The organism is Bacillus sp. XB1 (assembly GCF_053557995.1).
Genome location: NZ_JBNRIL010000002.1, coordinates 186,889 through 207,688, shown reverse-complemented (window position 1 = coordinate 207,688; position 20,800 = coordinate 186,889). Strand labels below are relative to the sequence as shown.

The following is a 20,800-nucleotide window of genomic DNA, read 5'->3' as shown; positions in this document are numbered from 1 at the left end:
TATTTTGCTAATATTTTACACATCTCGATAAAAAAGGAGCTGTTTCCATGTTTACTAAAGAAAGTTATGCAGGATCTCGCGCGCAGCAATATGAGACAGTAATTAAACAACTGGATGCGTTATTAACTGGCGAATCAAACGTAGTCGCAAACTTATCAAATGCGTCCGCATTATTAAACCAATTTTTAGATCGCGTTAATTGGGTTGGCTTTTACGTAACAGAAGGAACTCAGCTTGTTCTTGGACCATTTCAAGGAATGCCTGCTTGCGTGCGCATTCCATTTGGACGAGGCGTTTGCGGCGTTGCAGCTGAAACGAAAACAACGCAGCTTGTAGCGGACGTTCACCAATTCCCAGGTCACATCGCTTGCGATAGTGCTTCTAATTCGGAAATCGTTGTACCGATTGTGAAAGAAGGAGCTGTCATTGGTGTACTGGACATTGATAGTCCTGAAAAAAATCGTTTTGATGAATTAGATCAGCGCTATTTAGAAAAGTTTGTGGAAACACTCCTAAAACATATGTAAAAAGAAAAGAGCGAGTTATCGATTTAGTACGTCCTGTACAAAACCGATAGCTCACTCTTTTTTCATTGATTAACAGTAGATATTTTCTTTAATGCCTGCTCTAAATCAGAAACGATATCCTCCCACGATTCTAAACCGACCGATAAGCGTATTAAATTATCGAAAATGCCCATTTCTTTTCTTAGTTCCGCTGGAATCGCAGCGTGCGTCATCGTTGCTGGATGCTGAATTAACGTTTCTGTATCTCCTAAACTCACCGCAATTGTAATAAAGTGAAGATCATTAATAAACGCTTGCGTCTCTTCTTTTCCGCCTTTTACTGAAAAAGAAATAACACCGCCCCCGCGTTTCATTTGACGAGATGCTAACTCCCCTTCTGGATACCAAACACCTTCTACCGCATCATGTTTTCTTAAGAACGATACAATTTTTTCTGCATTATCACAATGACGATCCATTCTTACTGCTAACGTCTTTAACCCACGTAATAATAACCACGCATCAAACGGCGCCATAATACCGCCGATATCCTTTCGCATCGGGCGAATCTTTTCAGCTAATGCTTTCGTTTTACAAATTGTTACACCTGCTACAACGTCACCGTGACCACCAATATATTTTGTCGCACTATGCACAACAGCGTCACAGCCAAGCTCAAGCGGCCTTTGTAAATAAGGTGAACAAAACGTATTATCAACAATAACAAGTAAGCCTTTTCGCTTCGCAACCCGAATCACTTGTTTTAAATCAATTAATTTCATTGTCGGATTAATTGGTGTTTCAACGAAAATAAGCTTTGTATTTGGGCGAATTTTATTTTCAATATCAACCTCTGTCTCCATATCACAAAACGAATGCGTAATCATAAATTTTTCTTCTAACACTTCTAAAAAACCGTACGTGCATCCGTATAATCCATTTGAACAAATAATATGATCTCCAGCCTTTAAAAAACCGATTAAAGTCGCTGAAATAGCTGCCATACCAGATCCGAAGGCAAGTGCCTCTTCTCCTCCTTCTAACACCGCCATACGTTCTTCAAATAATTTCACAGTTGGATTTCCAAGCCGTGAGTAAATATAAGATGGATCCACTCCCGCAAAACTCGCCTCTCCTTGCTGCGCAGTCTCAAATGTAAATGTAGAAGTTTGAAATAAAGGTGGTGTTAAACTTCCTTTATGTTCCTCAGGTGTATAACCGTGATGAATTAACGCTGTCTCCATATGCTTCTTTTTCATAAAAACATCCCCCTTATGTTTTTATTGCCGCATATTCATCCATAAAAATTTGATGAACGTTTTCCTTCATTTTATGTAAACGTTTTATTTGTGTTTCTATCTCTTCTTCTATATTGTTTTAAATTCCTTCTTATATTAATTTCCAAAATTTATATGCATAAAACAAAAACGTACTCGCTTGACGAAACTCTGGGTAAAAGATATAATAGCGTTTGTGTAAAATAAAAAGGCAGCCTTGTAATGTGAGTTTATCGTTTGTATTTTGTTCCTCTACGGAGGTGTATCTCGTAACTCCCTGCTGCTGGAGCGAAGGTACATGAAAACAAAATGCCCGTAAATATCGATTACGTCTGTTTTTATTTTACGTAAATAAAAACATTTTTAAAGGAGGAGTCAACTATGGCTCGTTATACAGGTCCAGCTTGGAAACTGTCTCGTCGTCTTGGAATCTCTCTAAGCGGCACAGGAAAAGAATTAGAAAAACGCCCTTACGCACCAGGTCCTCACGGTCCTAACCAACGTAAGAAACTTTCAGAATACGGTTTACAATTACAAGAGAAACAAAAACTTCGTCACATGTACGGCATGACTGAGCGTCAATTCCGTCGCACATTTGACCAAGCAGGTAAAATGCCTGGTAAGCACGGCGAAAACTTCATGATCCTTCTTGAAGCTCGTCTTGACAACTTAGTTTACCGTATGGGCTTAGCTCGCACTCGTCGTGCAGCTCGCCAATTAGTAAACCACGGTCACATCATGGTTGATGGCGCTCGCGTAGATATCCCATCTTACCGTGTAAAACCTGGTCAAACTATCAGCGTTCGCGAAAAATCTAACAGCCTTGTTGTTGTTAAAGAAGCGATCGAAGTTAACAACTTCGTACCAGAATACTTAACTTTCGATGCTGACAAATTAGAAGCTACTTACACTCGTCACGCTGAGCGTTCTGAGTTACCAGCTGAAATCAACGAAGCATTAATCGTAGAGTTCTACTCTCGTTAATCTCGGTACTCTGCAAAGAGTATTATTAAAAGCCTTAGGAACCTTGTTTATCAAGGGGCCTGGGCTTTTTTTATTTGTTATTGATAATGCAAAATAAGGCATAAAAACGAATGCACCTGGGGCTAAGTGGGGCTGGTTTGGGACCAAAAATATAAAAGGCTGGCGTGTGTATAGAAATGGATAAGTACAAAAAAACACATGATAAAAGGAGTTACTTATTTTGAAAGAAACACTCACCAAGATCCCTCTTCATGTACAAGACTTTCAAGAATTAAAAATGTTATTAGGCGAATTAGTACAAGATGAAATAATGTTCATAGAGGGTCTTTCTAAGTATTCTCTAGATATTTCTTCTAAAAAATCTAAAGTCACCATTAACCTTAGAAGTGAATTTTTCCCGATCCATACTTGGCGATTACTGCTATAAACATTATCCCAAGTAATCAAGGTAAGGGCAGTATTGTTCTTGAATGGTTTAAAACATTCGCTAAAGAAAAAGGCTTTGAACGATTAATATTACAAGAAGTTATAACTGAAGAAGGTTACCACTGTGCATTAAAAAATGGCTTTTCAAAAAAACATAGTCCATACGAGGAACTATTTGGAAGACTGAACAGTTTTGACGGGGATTATGAACTATATTTATAAAGAATAAAAAAAGTGAACGAATATTTTCCTTATGCGTTCACTTTTTTACTTGATGAATTATCCACCACAGCTTATTCTTTTCTTTCCATAAGAGCAATTCCCTCTATACTTTTAAATATTAAAATCGCTGTCAAACACATACCCGCATCCATTTGATGTTAACACAACAATTGTTGCGTTTTTAAATAACGGGAAATATTACTAGCTTAAGTTAAAAATGGTAAAATGTAGTTTAAGGAGGGGGAAGAATGAGGAAACTAAAAATAACTGTTTTTATCTTATTACTGAGCATACCACTATTCCTATTAAATGGTTGCTCTACAGACACAAAACTATTAGAAAAACCAATAGGGGCTTATTTGTCCGAAAACTACGGGATAAAGAATGGGGAATTTAAAATTCTTTCTGCTAATAGTGGGTTTGGAGTTTCTGATCATAACACTTACGTGGAAATAAAAAAACCATACCACACTGTTGCTTATTTAATTACAAACAGTGAATCCCATTATGAAGTAGTTAAAAATGAAAGCGATGATGTTTTTCTAGAAATATTTAAAGGGGCTTATGTTGAACAGCATCGTGATGTTTTGAAACAATCCGATAAGATGATAAAAAAGTATAACTTATTAAGTGAATCTCCTACCGCCTATGACAAAGGGAAACAAAATTTCTATTACTATTTACATATAAATATAGATGAACAACAAGAAAAGGAATTAGTTGAAAATTTCAAACGTGATCAAAAAATAAACACTGACAACATAATGAAAACGTTAAAAGATAGTACACCTAGAGATCATGCTAATTATATAGGAGTCATCAATTTCAGTTACTATTACAATACCTACAAAAATAGTGAAACTGTTCCCAATGCTCAAAATATTATGAATGATTTTGAAAAGAGCCACGTGTTAACAGAGGGTATTTATAACATAACAGTTAAGACCATCTATTCCAGCCCTGATGTGCTAGAAGAAAGCATGGATAGTCGCAATAATAATGTCATGTTTACCGTGGATAAACAAGGGAAATTCGAAATATTAAAAACAACTGTAGATTCTAGATAAAATACGCCAATTGTTGTGTTTTAAATAAGGGGCGACTTCCCACCAGGAAGATAGCCCTTTTTTTCTTATTACTGTTCTTGTTCTATTACTAATAACCCGGTTGTTCAAACCCACTTAGCCAAAAACGGAGACAGCTCAACTTTGAGCATACCCCACTGAAAAAGGTAAGTCCAACTTTGGACAGTCCTCCCTCCTATTTAATTACATAAGCATAGATAACTAAATCTTGTTTATCACCTTCAAACTCATCAATTCGAGTTATGCCATACTCTTTACCTCTAAACATAATGCTCAACCAAGATACCTCAAAGCGAATTGAATCAAGCCTACTATAATTTTGCAAAGACTACGATTTCAAGTGCACAAAAAAGAAATTCTCCAGGAACAGTAACTTCAAGTTTTAATCTTGAACGAAGTTTAGGGACTCAAAAGAAACTAATGTATAATAAAGGTTCAATTGGTGTTATTCCACAAGAAATTCGAAATAAGCTAATTGGAAAAAATTTCAACTCCTTTGATGATTTTAGAAAAGAGTTTTGGAAAACAGTTGCTGATTCAGACTATGCGACAGAATTTAACCAAAGAAATATAAACCTTATGAAAGAGGGTAAAGCTCCATTCGCTCCATTATCTGAGAAGTATGGTCAGCACAATCGATATATTTTGCACCATAAACAACCAATTCACCAGGGTGGAGATGTGTACAATCTCGATAACTTAATAATTGTTTCTCCTAAAATGCATCAAAATGTTTTAGATCGTTCATATCATTTCGGTAAAAAAGGTTAATGATTATGAAAGGATGGTTAGTATGACACTCAAAATGACAAAAGAAGAACTTATTGAACTTGTAACAAAGATTTGTAATCCTAAATTACCTGAAGAAGAACTTAATGAATACGTAAACCAATTTAATAATAGCGGTGTACCTCATCCCGCTCCAAGTGATATAATCTTTTGGGATTTTAGGGATTTAACACCGGAAGAAATAGTAGAGATTGCATTGAATTACAAAGAAGAAGAAAACTAAAACATGTAAAGAATAAGCCGCCCCGAAAAAACAAGCGGCTTTCTTCATTATCTAATTCATTTTATACTGTCCTATTTGTTCTAATGTTAGTATTTCTTTTCAATGCTAATACAACATTAGAATTATCATTTCTGAATTTAGCCAGTGTACCTTCTTCTAACACTTAAAAACAATACATTCTACCCCATAACTCATTTTTCTTTGCTATACTTTCTTTTTGTTAACATGATTTTTACAACGTATTTATGTGTACATTCTCTATACCTTCCCTTTTTCTATTTACATTCAACCTTAAAAACCTCTTCATCACCCGAGCATCTGAATAAGATTAAAAAAACTTAATGAACTAGTATCTCTTTAACCGTAGAATTATTAGAATATTCAATTTACAATCCCTTCCTTAAATTGGTATTATTTTCTTGTAAGGGGAGGGAAAGTTACTAGAAGGAAGATATATTTTAGAGATTCCAACATCTAATAAAAAATTCAAAAAAAATAGATGGATATATCAAGCTAGCAAAAGAAAAATATGATATTGATATTAGATTTAGGGAGGAATAATTGATGGCGTATGATTTAGAACCCGAAATTAAAGAGGTACTTGAGAAAATTGATTTTATTCAGAGATATAAAGCATTATCAAAACAATTTCCAGATAGAGAAAACACATTTGAAAACTATGAAAATGAAAAAGCAATTGAAGTATTTGAGTCTCTTGGCTATAAAGCTCGTTTTATGAAAAAGGAAAACTTTTTTATTGTTGGTGAAGTAAAAAACAAGGATTTCTATACTTTCAGATTCAATATCAGCTTAAAATATGGGCTTGTTGAGTTCATTTGGTCTGCAAGGTATAATGGTGAAGTTAGAGTTGGGAATTCATGGGATATGTTTGTAAAAGTATTATCCAATGGTTCTGAAAGATTGCCAGCAGTATGCTTCCACAGTTACGATGAACTCAAAGAAATCATGAAAATTGCCTTTGAAATGTACGAAGATTTCAAGCGAGAATTGATTCCTATCTATTCATAATGTAAAAAGCTACCGAAGACACCAAAACAGTTACTTCGAGTAGCTTTTATTTATATATATTAAAGTTATTTATTTTCCTCTTTTTGAACATATACATAAGCATCTTTCTGCTCTTTATGTATATCAACTTTCGAATTCTCTGCAAGTTGACCCGCGTTTAGCAAAGAAAAAATAATCAACGCTTCTAGTGACATTTCGTTTTACCACTCCTTTCTAATTGTTATACGTTTATCATACCGCTTACATGTGATTTCCGTATGAACTCGAAAAGGAGATTAAAACAAAAAAGCTTTGAGGAAATCCCTCAAAGCTTTTTATTTATTAGTAACGAATTAAGAAATATTTCTTCTTACCGCGGCGAATGATTGTGAATTTACCTTCGATGCGGTCGTTTTCTGTTACAACGTAGTCTAATGCTTGTGTACGCTCACCGTTTACGTAGATTGCGCCATTCGTTACATCTTCACGTGCTTGACGTTTTGATGGAGAGATTTTGCTTTCTACAAGTAAGTCGATTAATACTGTATCTTCTGCAGTACGTTCTACAGATGGTACGTCTTTGAATCCTTGCTCGATTTCGCTTGCAGTCAGTTCTGCTACAGAACCGCTGAATAATGCAGCTGAAATTTTAATCGCTTGCTCTAATGCTTCTTCGCCGTGAACAAGTTTTGTCATTTCAGAACCTAATGCTTTTTGTGCTGCACGTTTTTCTGGCGCTTCAGCTACTTGCTTTTCAAGCTCAAGAATTTCTTCGTGAGATAAGAATGTGAAGTATTTTAAGTATTTAACAACGTCGCGGTCATCTGTGTTGATCCAGAATTGGTAGAACTCGTAAGGAGTTGTTTTCTCTGGGTCTAACCAAATTGCGCCGCCTTCTGTTTTACCAAACTTCGTACCGTCAGATTTAGTAACAAGTGGAATTGTTAAACCGAATGCTTTCGCATCTTCTTCTGATTTACGGATTAATTCAAGACCAGCTGTAATGTTACCCCATTGGTCACTACCACCGATTTGCAGACGGCAATTATGTTGTTGGTATAAGTTTAAGAAGTCGTATGATTGTAAAATCATGTAACTAAACTCAGTGAATGAAATACCAGTTTCTAAACGAGATGCTACTGTATCTTTTGCTAACATATAGTTTAAACCGAAGTTTTTACCGATATCGCGTAAGAATGAAATTACATCTAAGCTACCAAGCCAGTCGTAGTTGTTAGCCATCGTTGCTGGGTTGTCCACGTTTTCAAACTCTAAGAAGTTTGAAAGTTGGTTTTTAATGCTTTCTGTGTAGTAAGCAACTGTATCTTTCGTATTTAATGTACGTTCTGCTTTTTTACCACTCGGGTCACCGATCATACCAGTACCACCGCCAACAAGTGCGATTGGTTGGTGACCAGCTAATTGGAAACGACGTAACATTAATACTGGTAACATATGACCAATGTGTAAGCTATCCGCTGTCGGGTCGAAACCACAGTATAATTTAACGCTTTCTTTTTCTAATAATTGCTCAAGGCCCTCAGCATCTGTTTGCTGATTAATTAGACCGCGAAATTCAAGATCTTGTAAAATACCCATATCCTACATACTCTCCTTTAAGTTCATTACTGGCGTGAAGGTTGAAAACATAAAAAAATCGCCCCTTCAAATAAGGGACGATTTTGATTATCGCGTTACCACCCTAGTTGCAGGCAAAAAAGCCTACCACCTTATTTACATAACGGCTTAGCACCGTCTTTTCCCTTTTGAATAAAATTCAATCGAAAAAAGATGCTCTAGGGGCGTAATTCGCGATCATCTATGTGCTGATTTTCACCGGCCATCAGCTCTCTAAAACAGGGAAATGATCACTACTTCTCCCTTTCCACGCTCAATTATTCATATACTTTTCTTTATACCATCATTTATATAGGCATGTCAAATAGAGGTCAGGTTTCCCTTCTTGTCAATCCTTTACAACACCATAAAGAGTATCGTAATAAGAGAAAGAATTGGAACCCCAACTAATAACGATACATGAAACACAATCGATAAATCATTCCCAATGGTCGCCTCCACAGGATCTTTCGCTGGGGAACCAAGAAACCCGATTAATCGATCGAATCGACTTACCGTTTTTGGAAAGTCTGGTATTTCTACATGATCACTATCTAAATGTTGCTTTAACTTATATTCACTCTTAAAGGGATTTTCGCTCAATTTCGTCCACCTCCAGCAATTGTTTCAATTTCTTTATCCCGTTATGAAGTCTCGATTTCACCGTTCCAATCGGAATGTTTAATATCTCTGCAATTTCTTTTTGCTGCATGTCATGATAATAAGAAAGGATTAGGACCGCTCTTTGCTCTTCTGGAACTTTCAAAATTGCTTCTCTTACTGTGAGCCGATCTTCGTGAGAAAATTCTTTTTCCGGAATCGGCACTAAAAATGGCAAAAGCGTACGCCACTTTTTTCTCCTATTTAATTTATTAATCATAAGACGATAACCAATTTGAAATAAATACGTTTTTATTTTACCTTTTTCAAGTTCATACATATGTTTCTTACGCTCTAGCGTCAAAAACGTATCTTGCACAAGATCGATACTTAATTGTTCATCTCGGTTAAATCGATATAAAAATGTGTATAGCGCTGGTTTGATTAAAACATATAGTCTTTCTCCCGCTTGTTTATCTCCACTTTGATACGCAAGCATGAGCTCCTCCTCAATCCCAATCTGCGCCATGATTTTTGATCTCCTTTATTCCTTTTAACGTTAATGAAATACGGGAAATTAAATATGCAATCGCAATAAAAATCCACAATTGTGATTGATTTGTAAAAAATTGCACATATGGGTTTTGAATCGTAAATCCCATTGTAACTAAAGTATTTAACGCTTGCACACATATGCATGCATACAACGCAAGGCAGATAGAAATAGTGTCAAATACATTCCAGCGAAAATACACTTTTGTTTTTGTAAAATCAATTTTATATCCATTTTTCCGTACTATATGTTTTCTATCAAATGGAATAATGATTGAAAACATAACACCCATTATAACTCCAGCTGTAAGCATTGATACTCTATATCCAATTGGTATCGGTAAGAAAAGACCACAAGAAAATACAACTATAATTCCAATTACAGCAAAAGTAAGAAGTAATTTATTAGACATATAAAAGCCTCCCTCATCTATTCTTTCATAAATGTATACAGACGAGGAAGGCACTTCGTTCAAATATTATTTTAGTTTTTTTATAATCTTTGCAGGATTCCCGCCAACTACTACATTATTAGGCACATCTTTCGTTACGACAGCACCAGATGCGATCACCGCATTGTCTCCAATTGTTACACCTGGATTAATAATTGCTCTTCCGCCAATCCATACGTTATCGCCAATTGTAACTGGTTTTCCGTATTCTGATCCGCTTATACGCTCAATTGGATCAAGTGGGTGCGTTGCTGTATAAATGTGAACACCTGGAGCTAACATACAGTTCACTCCGATTGTTACCGGGCATACGTCTAGAATCGTACAGTCAAAGTTCGCGTAAAAATTTTCACCGACATGAATGTTATAGCCGTAATCACATCTAAAAGAAGATTCAAGATGAATATTATCTCCTGTCGTTCCGAATAATTCTTTTACGATTTCGCTACGCTCTTTCAATTGCTCTTCTGGCGTATCATTTAATTTTCTCGTTAATATACGTGCTTGCTCTCTTTCTTGTACTAAAACTGGATCAGCCGGTATGTACATTTCTCCTAGTATCATCTTTTCCTTTTCTGTTTTCATCATACTATCCCCTTTAACTTATATATATAAGTTCATGATATCATAAAAAAGAAAGGCCTGAACATTTTTCGTTCAGACCTTTCTCTCTTAATCTTCCATCGTTGATAAGTCACCTGTTGGTAAGTTTAACTCCCACGCTTTTAATACGCGGCGCATAATTTTACCACTTCTCGTTTTCGGTAATTTATCTCTAAATTCAATTTGTCGTGGCGCTGCATGAGCTGCTAGGCCTTTCTTTACAAATTGACGAATTTCTTCTTTTAATTCATCAGATGGTTCGTATCCTGCTCGAAGTGCGATAAATGCTTTAATAATTTCGCCGCGCACCGGATCAGGAATACCAATTACACCAGCTTCTGCAACAGCAGCGTGCTCAATTAATTTACTTTCTACTTCAAACGGACCAACGCGCTCACCTGACGTCATAATTACATCGTCAATACGCCCTTGGAACCAGAAGTATCCATCTTCATCCATATAGGCAGAGTCACCTGATACGTACCAATCTCCCGGCATGAAATAAGATTCATATTTTTGCTGGTTATTCCAGATCCCACGCATCATAGATGGCCAACCTTTCGCAATTGCTAAGTTACCCATTGTGTAAGGAGGCACTTCATTTCCTTCATTATCAACAATCGCTGCTTTCACACCTGGAATTGGTTTACCCATTGAACCTGGACGGATTTCCATACAAGGGTAGTTACAAATAACTTGTCCACCTGTTTCTGTCATCCACCACGTATCATGAATACGAAGTCCAAATGCGTTCATACCCCAGCGAATTACTTCTGGATTTAACGGCTCACCAACGCTTAATACGTGGCGCACTTGTGATAAGTCATATTTTTTAATTGCGTCTTGTCCAGCTCCCATTAACATACGGAATGCTGTTGGTGCGCTGTACCAAACCGTCACACCGTAATCTTGCAGTGCTTCATACCAAGCTTCTGGACTAAAGCGTCCACCTAAAATAACGTTTGACGCTCCAACTAACCACGGTGCGAAAATACCGTAAGCTGTTCCAGTTACCCAGCCCGGGTCAGCAGTACACCAATATACATCGTCTTCTTTTAAATCTAATACCCACTTCGCCGTTTGATAGTGCTGAACCATTGCGTTTTGCGCATGAAGCACACCTTTTGGCTTACCAGTAGAACCAGACGTGTAATGTAGAATCAAGCCGTCTTCACGGCCTAACCATTCAATATGTAATTCTTTTGAAGCTTGTTCAAATAAAGGATTGAACGCTACCGTTTTACCGCCTTCTTCTACATTATCTCCAACAAGGAAAACTGTTTTTAAAGCCGGTAAATCATTTAATGGTACGCGCTCTAACAATTCAGGCGTTGTAATTAACACCTTTGCTTCGCTATCTTCTAAGCGATCGCGAACTGCGCCTTCCATAAATGCTTCAAATAGCGGTCCAACAATTGCTCCTAATTTCACTGCACCTAAAAGTGCGAAATATAACTCTGGAGAACGTGGCATAAAAATAAAAACGCGATCGCCTTTTTCTACATCGCCATAATTCTTAAGGACGTTTCCTGCTTTATTAGAAAAATCCTTCATTTCCTTAAATGTATATTTCTCTTTTCGCGATCCATCTTGATAATAAAGAGCTACTTTATTCTTTCGATCGGATTTCGCATGCTTATCAATTGCCTCATACGCCATATTTACTCGGCCTGTTTCATTCCAAGTAAAGTTTTTATTAACCTCTTCCCAGCTAAAATTCGCGTATGCCTCATCATAATTCGGCAAATTATTTTCTCCTTTAATGACAGGAAGCGTTTCTACTTTCATACTTTACATCCCCCTCCTATGTATTCTATTATCTATTATAATGACATTATTTAAAATTTTCAGTATATTTGTTGATTTTTAGACAAATTTTTAATGACAAATTTCGATTCACATCGCATATATTATAAAGTACGATATTAATAGATTCACAAACCCTCAAGGTGGTGAGCAATACATTGATTCATAAAAAAATATATAATGCTAGAAACTTAAAAACAGCGAAAGGCACTTTAATTATTGAAGGTCCTGTCTCTACACATAACTTAGAAATGTATGAGTTTCATCCAGACTTAATTGCGTTTCGTCCTGCCGAGCAACAATATAAAGCAATTGTCGAAATTTCTAAATTACCAGAAGCTCGTCTCATTATTGCTAGACATGACCAAACAATTGTTGGATATGTTACATACTTGTATCCTGATCCACTTGAACGATGGTCAGAAGGAAAAATGGAAAACTTAATTGAGCTTGGGGCAATTGAAGTAGTCCCAGCCTTCCGCGGGAGTTCTGTCGGAAAGAACTTACTAGAGGTTTCTATGATGGACGATTATATGGAAGATTACATTATATTGACGACTGAATATTATTGGCACTGGGATTTGAAACAAACAGGATTGAATGTGTGGGAATACCGAAAAGTAATGGAGAAGATGATGAATGCTGGCGGGTTACAATGGATGGCTACAGACGATCCTGAAATTTGTTCACATCCTGCCAACTGTTTAATGGTCCGCATCGGTAAACGCGTTGATACGGATTCTATTCAAGCTTTTGATCGTCTACGTTTTCACAATCGTTTTATGTATTAATAAAGGGGGCAACTGGAATGATTGTAGAAGAAATTATGAATCAAAATGTAGTTACATTACATCCAAACGATACAATCGAAACAGCAATCCGAACGATACGCACGAAAGGCATTCGGCACATTCCAATTGTCGATCAAAATAATCACGTCGTAGGCATTATTTCTGATCGGGATGTAAGAGATGCAAGTCCGTCTATTCTAGATGAACAAGTTTCAATCGATATGCTACAGCAACCGCTCGAACTTATTATGAAACATCCTGTTATGACTTGCCATCCTCTCGATTTCGTTGAGGAAATTGCTACTTTATTTTTTGAAAATAAAATTGGCTGTCTTCCTGTTACAAAGGCTGGGAAGTTAGTTGGAATCATTTCTGAATCTACAGTACTGCACACATTAGTAAAATTAACAGGAGCACATCAACCAAGTTCGCAAATTGAAATTCAAGTAAAAAACGAACCTGGTATTCTTGGAAAAGTCGTTGCTATTTTTAGTGATTTACAAATAAATATCGTGAGCGTTCTCGTCTACCCAGCAAAAGACGAGAATGATAAAGTACTCGTTTTCCGCATTCAAACGATGAATCCTCTAAAAGTGATTGATGCACTTGAAGCAGAAGGTTACCGCGTATTATGGCCAAACATCATGGGGATGCAGGCATGAGTAGCGCGTTTATTTATTCGGATGACTTTCGGGGCTATTCATTTAGCCCTGATCATCCTTTTAACCAACTGCGCGTCACACTTACGTATGATTTATTACAAAAGGGCGGTTTCATCTCTCCCTCTCAAATCATCTCACCACGGATGGCTACAGATGAAGAGATCGCCTACGTTCATACAGAGGAGTACATAAATGCGGTAAAACGTGCTGGAGAAGGAAAGTTAGAAAAATCAATTGCAATGACATATGGACTCGGAACAGAAGATACACCGATGTTCCCAAATATGCACGAAGCAAGCGCATTGCTCGTTGGCGGTACGTTAACAGCTGTCGATGCTGTTCTTTCCGGAAAAGTAAAACACGCGCTTAACTTAGGAGGCGGCTTACATCATGGCTTCCGTGGTAAAGCATCTGGCTTTTGTATTTATAACGATAGCTCCATAGCAATGAAATATATTCAAAAGAAATACGGTTTACGCGTCTTATATATTGATACAGATGCTCATCACGGTGATGGCGTACAGTGGTCGTTTTATGATGACCCTAACGTATGCACCATTTCACTGCATGAAACTGGTCGTTATTTATTCCCTGGAACTGGCGCTGTAAACGAACGTGGCCAAGGTAATGGTTATAGTTATTCTTTTAATGTTCCACTCGATGCTTTTACAGAAGATGAATCGTTCTTAGAATCATATCGAACTGTTGTAAAAGAAGTTGCAGCGTACTTTAAACCGGATATTATTTTAACGCAAAATGGTGCTGACGCACATTATTATGACCCACTTACACATCTTTGTGCGACAATGAATATTTACCGCGAAATACCGAAGCTCGCTCGTGAAATTGCTAATGAGTATTGCGACGGTCGCTGGATCGCTGTCGGTGGCGGTGGCTATGATCACTGGCGCGTCGTTCCAAGAGCTTGGGCGCTCATTTGGCTCGAAATGAACAACATCCAAAACATCTCAGGTTATCTCCCTCCAGAATGGATTGAAGCTTGGAAAGGACAAGCAGAAACAGAACTTCCCCTCACATGGGAAGATCCAGACAACATGTATAAACCTATCCCCCGTAAACCAGAAATTGAAGAAAAAAACGCATTAACTGTAGCGAAATCCCTTGAAATTATTCGGAATAATATGACAAAATCTTTATACTAAACGAAAAGGAGGCTCGTTTTTGAATAGCCTCCTTTTATTTAGAGCTTGCTATTATTGTCGTTTTCTGTCGGTAAGTCGATATATTTTAATAATCGCTGATATATTCCGAGTTGCGCCGATATATTCTAATAATCGCTGATATATTTTCATTTTATAACAGTCTGGCCCAACTTTTATGAGAAAAGGTCGTGATATTATGTGGACACAACAAATAATCAACACGAAACGCGGTACATTTGAACTCTTTACAAAAGGAAATGGCGAATCGCTTTGTATTACACATCACTATTCACAATTTAATGAAACTGGTGATTACTTTGCGGATGTTTTTACTGCTACGCATCGTGTATTTCTCATTAATTTACGAGATACTGGTCGCTCTGTAACCGCCCAGTCAGAAAACGAATTAAGCATGATTGAAACAATCCACGACTTAGAAGCAATACGAGAAGCATTACAACTTCCAACATGGCATTTCGCCGGTCATTCAACAGGTGGTATGCTTGGACTTTTATATGCGATTACATATCCAAATTCCTTACAATCATTAGTCGTAGCAGGAGCTGCAGCAAGTAACTATACCGAAACACCATTTTGCATTTATCACCCAGCACATCCACAGTTTCATTATATGCAAAAACTCATCGAAAACTTAAAAAGCCCTCACCTTACAAGTAAAGAACGAAAAGAACTATCTACTGAGAGAACAAAATTATCATTGTATAAACCAGAAAACTACAACTCTTATTTTTGTAAACCAATCAATAAAACAATGTCCGTTAGCCGGATGAACGCTTTCGCCAATGAATATCCTTCATTTGATTTAAGAGAGTATTTACCTTTCATCCAAACAAAGACACTTATTATATGCGGAAGATATGATGTGCAGTGTCCAGTTCAATATTCTATCGAGATACATGATGGGATACGTAATTCTATCTTCATTCCATTCGAAAACAGCAACCATTATCCTTTTTTAGAAGAAGCGACCCTGTTTACTTCTACTACTCAAATATTTTATAAATCGTTACGCCAGTACCGTTATTATTAAGGAAAGCTCACAGTCTCTATAAGACTATGAGCTAAATTTTCAGAAGAAATATTTCGTACTATATAAAAATAAAAGATAAAAGGAAAAGAGCACCAAACCTACATCAAACAACACTGACTTTTTATCTCCTTCTTTTAAACCTATCGTAATATTAAAAATGCTTCTAACTATCCAACCTAATACTAAAAATAACCAGCCGAAATGATCATTTGTATAATCTTTATCATAAAACATTTGTATTGCACCAATAATTAATAAAATAATTATAATATTAGTTCCAATCCTTAAGACCTTGTTTAATTTATTATCTTGTAATGTATCTCCCAAAATGTAGCACACCCTCTCATGCTCTACTATGTTTTCTCTCTCTTTATATCTTAACACAAATTACCTATTATTTCCTTTTGACAAATAACATAAAAAACCTGCCAATTACTCGGCAGGTATATTACACGTTAAAACGATAACCAGCTCCCCATACTGTTTCAATATATTGCGGGTGAGCAGGATCTCTTTCAATTTTTTCACGTAGCTTTCTAATGTGGACGACAACAGTGGCTAAATCCCCAGCGGAATCTAATCCCCAAATGCGTTCAAATAACTGTTCTTTATTTAATACTTGGTTTGGATGTGTGACAAAGAATGTTAATAAATCAAATTCCTTCGTTGTAAACGCAACTTCTTCATTGTTTATAAAAACTTTTCTCGCTCGTTGATCGATAGAAATTCCGTGAATATATAACGTATCACGTTGCTTACTTACATTTCCTAATAATCTTTCATAACGGGCAATATGTGCTTTTACTCTTGCGACTAATTCACTCGGGCTAAACGGTTTCGTTATATAATCATCCGCTCCTAATCCGAGTCCGCGAATTTTATCTATATCTTCTTTTTTTGCTGAAACAAGTAGAATCGGAATATCTTTTACAGCACGTATTTGTTTACAAATTTCGAATCCGTTCATTTTCGGAAGCATAATATCTAAAATAATTAAATCATAGTCTTCTTGCAAGGCTGTTTGTAAACCTATTTCTCCTGAATGCTCTACATCAACTTGGAAATCATTAATTTCTAAATAATCTCGCTGTAATTCTGCAATACTTACTTCATCTTCTATTAATAAAATTCTTTTCAATTTACTCACCACATTCCTCTACTTTTTCCAATGAGAAGAAAATGCTTGTGCCTTTACCAAGCTCGCTTTCCGCCCAAATTTCCCCGCCATGTTCTTCAACAATTTGCTTCGCTATTGCTAAACCAAGTCCACTTCCACCTGTGCTAGAATTCCGCGATTGCTCTGCACGATAAAAACGTTCAAAGATATACGGCAATGTATCAGCTTCTATACCTGATCCGTTGTCCATCACTTTCACAATAACTTTATTATTATCACTCGATACTGTTACAGTAATTTTCTTCTCTTCTTTATCCATGTATTTCACACTATTATGAATTAAATTTGATATCACTCTATTTATTTTTTCACAATCAGCCGTTACATATAGTGTTGATGCATGTAATTGTAAGTTAACTTCTATACCTTCTTTACTTAAATCCATCTGCATCTCTTCTATTAATTCTTGCATAAACGTATTTAATTCAACTGTTTCAAACTGGAATGGAACCCGATTCAAATCGAGCTTCGAAAACAAAAAGAGTTCATCAATGAGTGTGTCCATATGTTTTGCCTTCGTATGGATAGTTGTTAAATACTTATCCATTTTTTCTGGCGTATTTGCTACCCCGTCCTTTATTCCTTCTACATATCCTATAATTGATGTAATCGGTGTTTTTAAGTCATGAGAGATGTTTGAAATAAGCTCTTTTCGATTTTCTTCATACTGTGTTTGCATTTCTATCGATTCTTTTAATCTCTTCCTCATTTCCTCAAACCCTTGATTTAATTGCCCTATTTCGTCTTGGGATGTAATTGGTATTTGAAAATCTAAATTTCCTTCTTTAATTTTCTCCGTTGCGCCTTTCAATACAAAAATTGGTTTTATTACACTTCTTGAAACGAGGTAACTTAATAATCCAATGAGTAAAATGGCTAGTAGTAAAAGCGATACGAATAAGATTGGAAATAATTTTTGTGTAAGATCTACAAATGAACTTTGCTTTTTTAATACAAATATACTTCCCTCTTCTTCCTGAGGAAAATAAAAATCAAACTTTACATATCGATAAAATGTATCGCCTAGTTCCGTTGTACCACGACTATTAATATTTGCTGATTCAAATTTCGGAAGGGCTTCTTTTAAAGATACACTTTCAAATACGTTTGAAGCATATGAAAGTGTTTCTCCTTTTCTTACTACTATTTTCACACCCTCTTTTTCTATTGCTGAGACAAACGACTCATCTAACAATTGAGATTGATGCTGTTTCGCTGCTGACTTCAACTCAAGATAGGCATTCTCTTCTTCTGGTGTAAGCGGCTTTTGAATGTAAGAACTTTTATAGAAATTTTTCACTGCTTCCAAGTCACCTGTTATCGAAAAAACGATTAAAAATCCCGTCACTAATATAAGCGTAATGGAAACGAGGATAACAGCAATATAAGAAAATAAAAACCTTGTTTTAATAGACATATCTTAAATCCTCACTTTATCAAACCTTATTATTTATAAGCATAAAAATATATGTTCAATTACTCAAGCGATTTTATAGTAATTTTAGCGTCAGTTTATAAAAATTTAATGTTCCTATTTTACAGTTGAAATTAGGAGGTTGAAATTCCATGTTCAAAAAAACATTCAGTATGATATGTTGCGTAATTTTTTTACAAGGATGCTCGCAAGAACAAGAAGTAAAAAAGGAGATGATAAACATGGAGACTGCACTACTAGCAGCCACTGAAAAAAATGAAACGAATACTGTTATATCTTTACTAAAACAAGGCGCAAATATAAATGCGACGGATAGTCAAGGACGCACTCCGCTTATGATTGCTACATACAAAAATGATGTAAAAACCGCAAAGGCACTTATCGAAGCTGGTGCTGACGTAAATATCCAAGATGACATGAAAAATAATCCCTTTCTATACGCCGGTGCGGAAGGTTACTTAGACATTTTAAAATTAACAATTGATGCTGGTGCAGATCCTACGATTACAAATCGTTACGGCGGAACAGCTCTTATCCCAGCCTCAGAACATGGCTATATTGACGTTATAAAAGAACTCCTCACTCGAACAAATATTGATGTAAATCATGTAAATAACCTGGGATGGACAGCTTTAATGGAAGCCATAGTACTAAGTAACGGAAACGAAACACAGCAACAAGTCATTCGCCTTCTTATTAAGCACGGTGCAAATGTAAATATTCCAGACAATGATGGTGTTACTCCGCTAGAGCATGCTCGCGCTCATCACTTTGAGGAGATAGAGAAGATTTTGTTAGAGGGCCGTAAGTAAAAAGCTAATTTTTGCCTTCCTCCCCCACCCTATGCTACATTTAAGCCGTTACATTACTATTAATAGGGGGGAATAAACATGAACAAACCTAAAATTGGAATGATTGGACTTGGAAGTATTGCGCAAAAGGCCTATCTTCCAACACTTACAAAAGAAACTGATTGGAATTTTGTAGGGGCGTTTACACCTAATGCAGAGAAAAGAAAACAAGTTTGCCAGCAATACCGAATTCAAGACTTTCATTCTATTGAAATGTTAGCTTCGGAATGCGATGCAATCTTCGTTCATAGTTCAACTGCATCGCATTATGAAATCGTTTCTGAACTTCTAAAAAAAGGGATCGACGTTTATGTTGATAAACCGCTAGCAGCTACAGTGGAACAAGCTGAGCAACTAGTCGAGTTGAGCGAGAAGTATAACCGAAAATTAATGGTCGGATTTAATCGCAGATTCGTCCCTATGTATGTCGCTGCCAAAGAACAGGCTCATGATATTTCATGGATTCGAATTGAAAAGCATCGTACAAATAAAGTCGGGCCATATACGTACGACTTCACTATGTTAGATGATTATTTACACATTGTAGATACCGCTCGCTGGTTAGCTAATGATGACCTTAACGCCGTTCACAATATGATGCAAATCAATGAAAAGAATGAACTTCTTTACGGACATCATACATATACAACTCCAAGTGGACTGTTACTTTCTACTGCAATGCATCGCCATGCCGGTACTAATTTAGAACAAATTGAACTTGTAACGCCAGGGAAAATCATTCGCGTAAAAAATATGAATACATTTGAAATTGAACAGGAAAACTCAGTTTCACAAAGTGGTTCCCCATCATGGGATACGACGTTAAAACAACGTGGTTTTGAAGATGCTGTTCATCATTTTATTGAGTGTGTACAAGGCGATACAAAGCCCGTTGTAGATGGATTAGAAGGATTAAAAACGCAGCAACTGTTGCAATCTCTACTAGATGATGTAAACAAAAATTAAAACGGATACATTTTTCAGAATTTACTTTCATTCCCATTCCCTCTTTATTTCTCTCATAAATTTCTATAGAATATGTTGATAGGAATTATAAATTTCATAATGAATCGTGGAAAGGATGGGATTAACACATGTGGAACGAGTTTAAAAAATTCGCTTTCAAAGGGAATGTCGTTGATTTAGCTGTCGGGGTTGTAATCGGTGCTGCATTCGGTAAAATCGTTAGTTCTTTAGTAAAAGATATCATCACACCATTACTTGGTATGGTATTAGGTGGCGTTGACTTTACAGATTTACACTTTGGATACGGTAAATCTGCTGTTATGTATGGTAACTTCATCCAAACAATTTTTGACTTCTTAATTATCGCAGCTTCTATCTTTATGTTTGTTAAAGTTTTCAACAAACTAACATCTAAAAAAGAAGAAGAAGAAAAAGAGGAAGAAATTCCAGAACCAACAAAAGAAGAAGTTCTTCTTGGCGAAATTCGCGACTTACTAAAACAGCAAAACTCTTCTAAAGATAGAGCATAATTGAACGGATAAAAAGGCATGTCC

The 20,800-nt window shown here is 36.3% G+C and carries 23 protein-coding genes, 3 pseudogenes and 1 other annotated feature; of the genes and pseudogenes, 14 read left to right on the top strand and 12 right to left on the bottom strand.

Annotation, left to right across the window (positions count from 1 at the left end):
* Nucleotides 1-47: 47 nt before the first annotated feature.
* Entirely contained in the window at nt 48-527 is a 480-nt protein-coding gene (locus tag ACK1U5_RS16350) for a GAF domain-containing protein (protein ID WP_113710595.1), read from the top strand.
* 62 nt (nt 528-589) lie between these two features.
* Here ACK1U5_RS16350 and megL read toward each other — a convergent pair whose 3' ends face one another.
* Entirely contained in the window at nt 590-1,765 is a 1,176-nt protein-coding gene (megL, locus tag ACK1U5_RS16345; protein ID WP_000726572.1) for a methionine gamma-lyase, read from the bottom strand.
* Between the two features lie 399 nt (nt 1,766-2,164).
* Here megL and rpsD point away from each other — a divergent pair, with 399 nt between their 5' ends.
* From rpsD to ACK1U5_RS16330, 3 genes and pseudogenes are all read left to right on the top strand, one after another.
* Nucleotides 2,165-2,767: a 30S ribosomal protein S4 gene (rpsD, locus tag ACK1U5_RS16340; RefSeq protein ID WP_000135317.1), complete on the top strand. Its 603-nt coding sequence runs from the start codon at nt 2,165-2,167 to the stop codon at nt 2,765-2,767.
* A gap of 220 nt (nt 2,768-2,987) precedes the next feature.
* Nucleotides 2,988-3,415: pseudogene (locus tag ACK1U5_RS16335) on the top strand (N-acetyltransferase).
* A gap of 248 nt (nt 3,416-3,663) precedes the next feature.
* Nucleotides 3,664-4,482 carry a hypothetical protein gene (locus ACK1U5_RS16330; protein WP_113710594.1) on the top strand — a complete coding sequence of 273 codons (819 nt, stop codon included), beginning with the start codon at nt 3,664-3,666 and terminating at the stop codon, nt 4,480-4,482.
* Between the two features lie 193 nt (nt 4,483-4,675).
* Here ACK1U5_RS16330 and ACK1U5_RS16325 read toward each other — a convergent pair.
* Nucleotides 4,676-4,768: pseudogene (locus tag ACK1U5_RS16325) on the bottom strand (phage head closure protein); the annotation flags it as partial.
* Between the two features lie 8 nt (nt 4,769-4,776).
* Between ACK1U5_RS16325 and ACK1U5_RS16320 the strand changes: the two are divergent.
* The 3 genes and pseudogenes from ACK1U5_RS16320 to ACK1U5_RS16310 all read left to right on the top strand — a co-directional run.
* A pseudogene (locus ACK1U5_RS16320) lies at nt 4,777-5,271 on the top strand (T7SS effector LXG polymorphic toxin); the annotation flags it as partial.
* 22 nt (nt 5,272-5,293) lie between these two features.
* A complete protein-coding gene (locus tag ACK1U5_RS16315) occupies nt 5,294-5,512 on the top strand; it encodes a bacteriocin immunity protein (RefSeq protein ID WP_000172895.1) in 219 nt (72 codons plus the stop codon).
* A gap of 564 nt (nt 5,513-6,076) precedes the next feature.
* Nucleotides 6,077-6,541, top strand: coding sequence for a hypothetical protein (locus ACK1U5_RS16310; protein WP_087875812.1), 465 nt, complete (start codon nt 6,077-6,079; stop codon nt 6,539-6,541).
* Nucleotides 6,542-6,606: 65 nt separating this feature from the next.
* On the opposite strand, the gene ACK1U5_RS16305 is transcribed toward ACK1U5_RS16310, so the two are convergent.
* The 7 genes from ACK1U5_RS16305 to acsA all read right to left on the bottom strand — a co-directional run bounded on the left by ACK1U5_RS16305 (nt 6,607) and on the right by acsA (nt 12,132).
* Nucleotides 6,607-6,735, bottom strand: a complete 129-nt coding sequence (locus ACK1U5_RS16305) for a hypothetical protein (RefSeq protein WP_000050940.1) — start codon at nt 6,733-6,735, stop codon at nt 6,607-6,609.
* Nucleotides 6,736-6,862: 127 nt separating this feature from the next.
* Complete coding sequence (gene tyrS / locus ACK1U5_RS16300; RefSeq protein ID WP_000512092.1) at nt 6,863-8,119, bottom strand: tyrosine--tRNA ligase; 1,257 nt, start codon at nt 8,117-8,119, stop codon at nt 6,863-6,865.
* Between the two features lie 70 nt (nt 8,120-8,189).
* Nucleotides 8,190-8,417, bottom strand: a binding site (T-box leader).
* A 77-nt stretch (nt 8,418-8,494) separates the two neighbouring features.
* Nucleotides 8,495-8,740: a hypothetical protein gene (locus tag ACK1U5_RS16295; protein ID WP_001293778.1), complete on the bottom strand. Its 246-nt coding sequence runs from the start codon at nt 8,738-8,740 to the stop codon at nt 8,495-8,497.
* Nucleotides 8,721-9,266 carry an RNA polymerase sigma factor gene (locus tag ACK1U5_RS16290; RefSeq protein ID WP_000057201.1) on the bottom strand — a complete coding sequence of 182 codons (546 nt, stop codon included), beginning with the start codon at nt 9,264-9,266 and terminating at the stop codon, nt 8,721-8,723. The genes ACK1U5_RS16295 and ACK1U5_RS16290 overlap by 20 nt, the downstream gene beginning before the upstream one ends.
* A complete protein-coding gene (locus ACK1U5_RS16285) occupies nt 9,247-9,702 on the bottom strand; it encodes a hypothetical protein (protein ID WP_000066457.1) in 456 nt (151 codons plus the stop codon). Before ACK1U5_RS16285 ends, ACK1U5_RS16290 begins: the two co-directional genes overlap by 20 nt.
* 66 nt (nt 9,703-9,768) lie before the next feature.
* Entirely contained in the window at nt 9,769-10,329 is a 561-nt protein-coding gene (locus tag ACK1U5_RS16280) for a maltose acetyltransferase domain-containing protein (protein ID WP_016099034.1), read from the bottom strand.
* Between the two features lie 84 nt (nt 10,330-10,413).
* A complete protein-coding gene (gene acsA / locus ACK1U5_RS16275) occupies nt 10,414-12,132 on the bottom strand; it encodes an acetate--CoA ligase (RefSeq protein WP_113710591.1) in 1,719 nt (572 codons plus the stop codon).
* Between the two features lie 176 nt (nt 12,133-12,308).
* Here acsA and acuA point away from each other — a divergent pair, with 176 nt between their 5' ends.
* From acuA to ACK1U5_RS16255, 4 genes are all read left to right on the top strand, one after another.
* Nucleotides 12,309-12,941: an acetoin utilization protein acetyltransferase AcuA gene (gene acuA / locus ACK1U5_RS16270; RefSeq protein WP_000581388.1), complete on the top strand. Its 633-nt coding sequence runs from the start codon at nt 12,309-12,311 to the stop codon at nt 12,939-12,941.
* A 17-nt stretch (nt 12,942-12,958) separates the two neighbouring features.
* Entirely contained in the window at nt 12,959-13,603 is a 645-nt protein-coding gene (locus tag ACK1U5_RS16265; RefSeq protein WP_000634578.1) for an acetoin utilization AcuB family protein, read from the top strand.
* Complete coding sequence (acuC, locus tag ACK1U5_RS16260; RefSeq protein ID WP_000092823.1) at nt 13,600-14,766, top strand: acetoin utilization protein AcuC; 1,167 nt, start codon at nt 13,600-13,602, stop codon at nt 14,764-14,766. Before ACK1U5_RS16265 ends, acuC begins: the two co-directional genes overlap by 4 nt.
* 175 nt (nt 14,767-14,941) lie before the next feature.
* Nucleotides 14,942-15,817: an alpha/beta fold hydrolase gene (locus tag ACK1U5_RS16255; protein WP_100240194.1), complete on the top strand. Its 876-nt coding sequence runs from the start codon at nt 14,942-14,944 to the stop codon at nt 15,815-15,817.
* Nucleotides 15,818-15,856: 39 nt separating this feature from the next.
* Here the strand turns inward: ACK1U5_RS16255 and ACK1U5_RS16250 are convergent, their stop codons facing one another.
* The 3 genes from ACK1U5_RS16250 to ACK1U5_RS16240 all read right to left on the bottom strand — a co-directional run bounded on the left by ACK1U5_RS16250 (nt 15,857) and on the right by ACK1U5_RS16240 (nt 18,411).
* Entirely contained in the window at nt 15,857-16,144 is a 288-nt protein-coding gene (locus ACK1U5_RS16250; protein ID WP_087875813.1) for a hypothetical protein, read from the bottom strand.
* 121 nt (nt 16,145-16,265) lie between these two features.
* A complete protein-coding gene (locus ACK1U5_RS16245; protein WP_001986686.1) occupies nt 16,266-16,955 on the bottom strand; it encodes a response regulator transcription factor in 690 nt (229 codons plus the stop codon).
* Between the two features lies 1 nt (nt 16,956).
* Nucleotides 16,957-18,411, bottom strand: a complete 1,455-nt coding sequence (locus ACK1U5_RS16240) for a sensor histidine kinase (RefSeq protein ID WP_058839723.1) — start codon at nt 18,409-18,411, stop codon at nt 16,957-16,959.
* Nucleotides 18,412-18,560: 149 nt separating this feature from the next.
* Here ACK1U5_RS16240 and ACK1U5_RS16235 point away from each other — a divergent pair, with 149 nt between their 5' ends.
* The 3 genes from ACK1U5_RS16235 to mscL all read left to right on the top strand — a co-directional run bounded on the left by ACK1U5_RS16235 (nt 18,561) and on the right by mscL (nt 20,776).
* Entirely contained in the window at nt 18,561-19,241 is a 681-nt protein-coding gene (locus tag ACK1U5_RS16235; protein ID WP_087875814.1) for an ankyrin repeat domain-containing protein, read from the top strand.
* A gap of 78 nt (nt 19,242-19,319) precedes the next feature.
* Nucleotides 19,320-20,246 carry a Gfo/Idh/MocA family protein gene (locus ACK1U5_RS16230; protein WP_074625549.1) on the top strand — a complete coding sequence of 309 codons (927 nt, stop codon included), beginning with the start codon at nt 19,320-19,322 and terminating at the stop codon, nt 20,244-20,246.
* Between the two features lie 128 nt (nt 20,247-20,374).
* Nucleotides 20,375-20,776, top strand: coding sequence for a large conductance mechanosensitive channel protein MscL (gene mscL, locus ACK1U5_RS16225; RefSeq protein WP_000267010.1), 402 nt, complete (start codon nt 20,375-20,377; stop codon nt 20,774-20,776).
* Nucleotides 20,777-20,800: the final 24 nt, after the last annotated feature.

What these genes read in the sequence shown, in the direction of transcription:
- ACK1U5_RS16350 (WP_113710595.1), top strand. Translation starts at nt 48, where the DNA reads ATGTTTACTAAAGAAAGTTATGCAGGATCTCGCGCGCAGCAATATGAG.
- megL (WP_000726572.1), bottom strand. Translation starts at nt 1,765, where the DNA reads ATGAAAAAGAAGCATATGGAGACAGCGTTAATTCATCACGGTTATACA.
- rpsD (WP_000135317.1), top strand. Translation starts at nt 2,165, where the DNA reads ATGGCTCGTTATACAGGTCCAGCTTGGAAACTGTCTCGTCGTCTTGGA.
- ACK1U5_RS16330 (WP_113710594.1), top strand. Translation starts at nt 3,664, where the DNA reads ATGAGGAAACTAAAAATAACTGTTTTTATCTTATTACTGAGCATACCA.
- ACK1U5_RS16315 (WP_000172895.1), top strand. Translation starts at nt 5,294, where the DNA reads ATGACACTCAAAATGACAAAAGAAGAACTTATTGAACTTGTAACAAAG.
- ACK1U5_RS16310 (WP_087875812.1), top strand. Translation starts at nt 6,077, where the DNA reads ATGGCGTATGATTTAGAACCCGAAATTAAAGAGGTACTTGAGAAAATT.
- ACK1U5_RS16305 (WP_000050940.1), bottom strand. Translation starts at nt 6,735, where the DNA reads ATGTCACTAGAAGCGTTGATTATTTTTTCTTTGCTAAACGCGGGTCAA.
- tyrS (WP_000512092.1), bottom strand. Translation starts at nt 8,119, where the DNA reads ATGGGTATTTTACAAGATCTTGAATTTCGCGGTCTAATTAATCAGCAA.
- ACK1U5_RS16290 (WP_000057201.1), bottom strand. Translation starts at nt 9,266, where the DNA reads ATGGCGCAGATTGGGATTGAGGAGGAGCTCATGCTTGCGTATCAAAGT.
- ACK1U5_RS16285 (WP_000066457.1), bottom strand. Translation starts at nt 9,702, where the DNA reads ATGTCTAATAAATTACTTCTTACTTTTGCTGTAATTGGAATTATAGTT.
- ACK1U5_RS16280 (WP_016099034.1), bottom strand. Translation starts at nt 10,329, where the DNA reads ATGATGAAAACAGAAAAGGAAAAGATGATACTAGGAGAAATGTACATA.
- acsA (WP_113710591.1), bottom strand. Translation starts at nt 12,132, where the DNA reads ATGAAAGTAGAAACGCTTCCTGTCATTAAAGGAGAAAATAATTTGCCG.
- ACK1U5_RS16265 (WP_000634578.1), top strand. Translation starts at nt 12,959, where the DNA reads ATGATTGTAGAAGAAATTATGAATCAAAATGTAGTTACATTACATCCA.
- acuC (WP_000092823.1), top strand. Translation starts at nt 13,600, where the DNA reads ATGAGTAGCGCGTTTATTTATTCGGATGACTTTCGGGGCTATTCATTT.
- ACK1U5_RS16255 (WP_100240194.1), top strand. Translation starts at nt 14,942, where the DNA reads ATGAGAAAAGGTCGTGATATTATGTGGACACAACAAATAATCAACACG.
- ACK1U5_RS16240 (WP_058839723.1), bottom strand. Translation starts at nt 18,411, where the DNA reads ATGTCTATTAAAACAAGGTTTTTATTTTCTTATATTGCTGTTATCCTC.
- ACK1U5_RS16235 (WP_087875814.1), top strand. Translation starts at nt 18,561, where the DNA reads ATGTTCAAAAAAACATTCAGTATGATATGTTGCGTAATTTTTTTACAA.
- ACK1U5_RS16230 (WP_074625549.1), top strand. Translation starts at nt 19,320, where the DNA reads ATGAACAAACCTAAAATTGGAATGATTGGACTTGGAAGTATTGCGCAA.
- mscL (WP_000267010.1), top strand. Translation starts at nt 20,375, where the DNA reads ATGTGGAACGAGTTTAAAAAATTCGCTTTCAAAGGGAATGTCGTTGAT.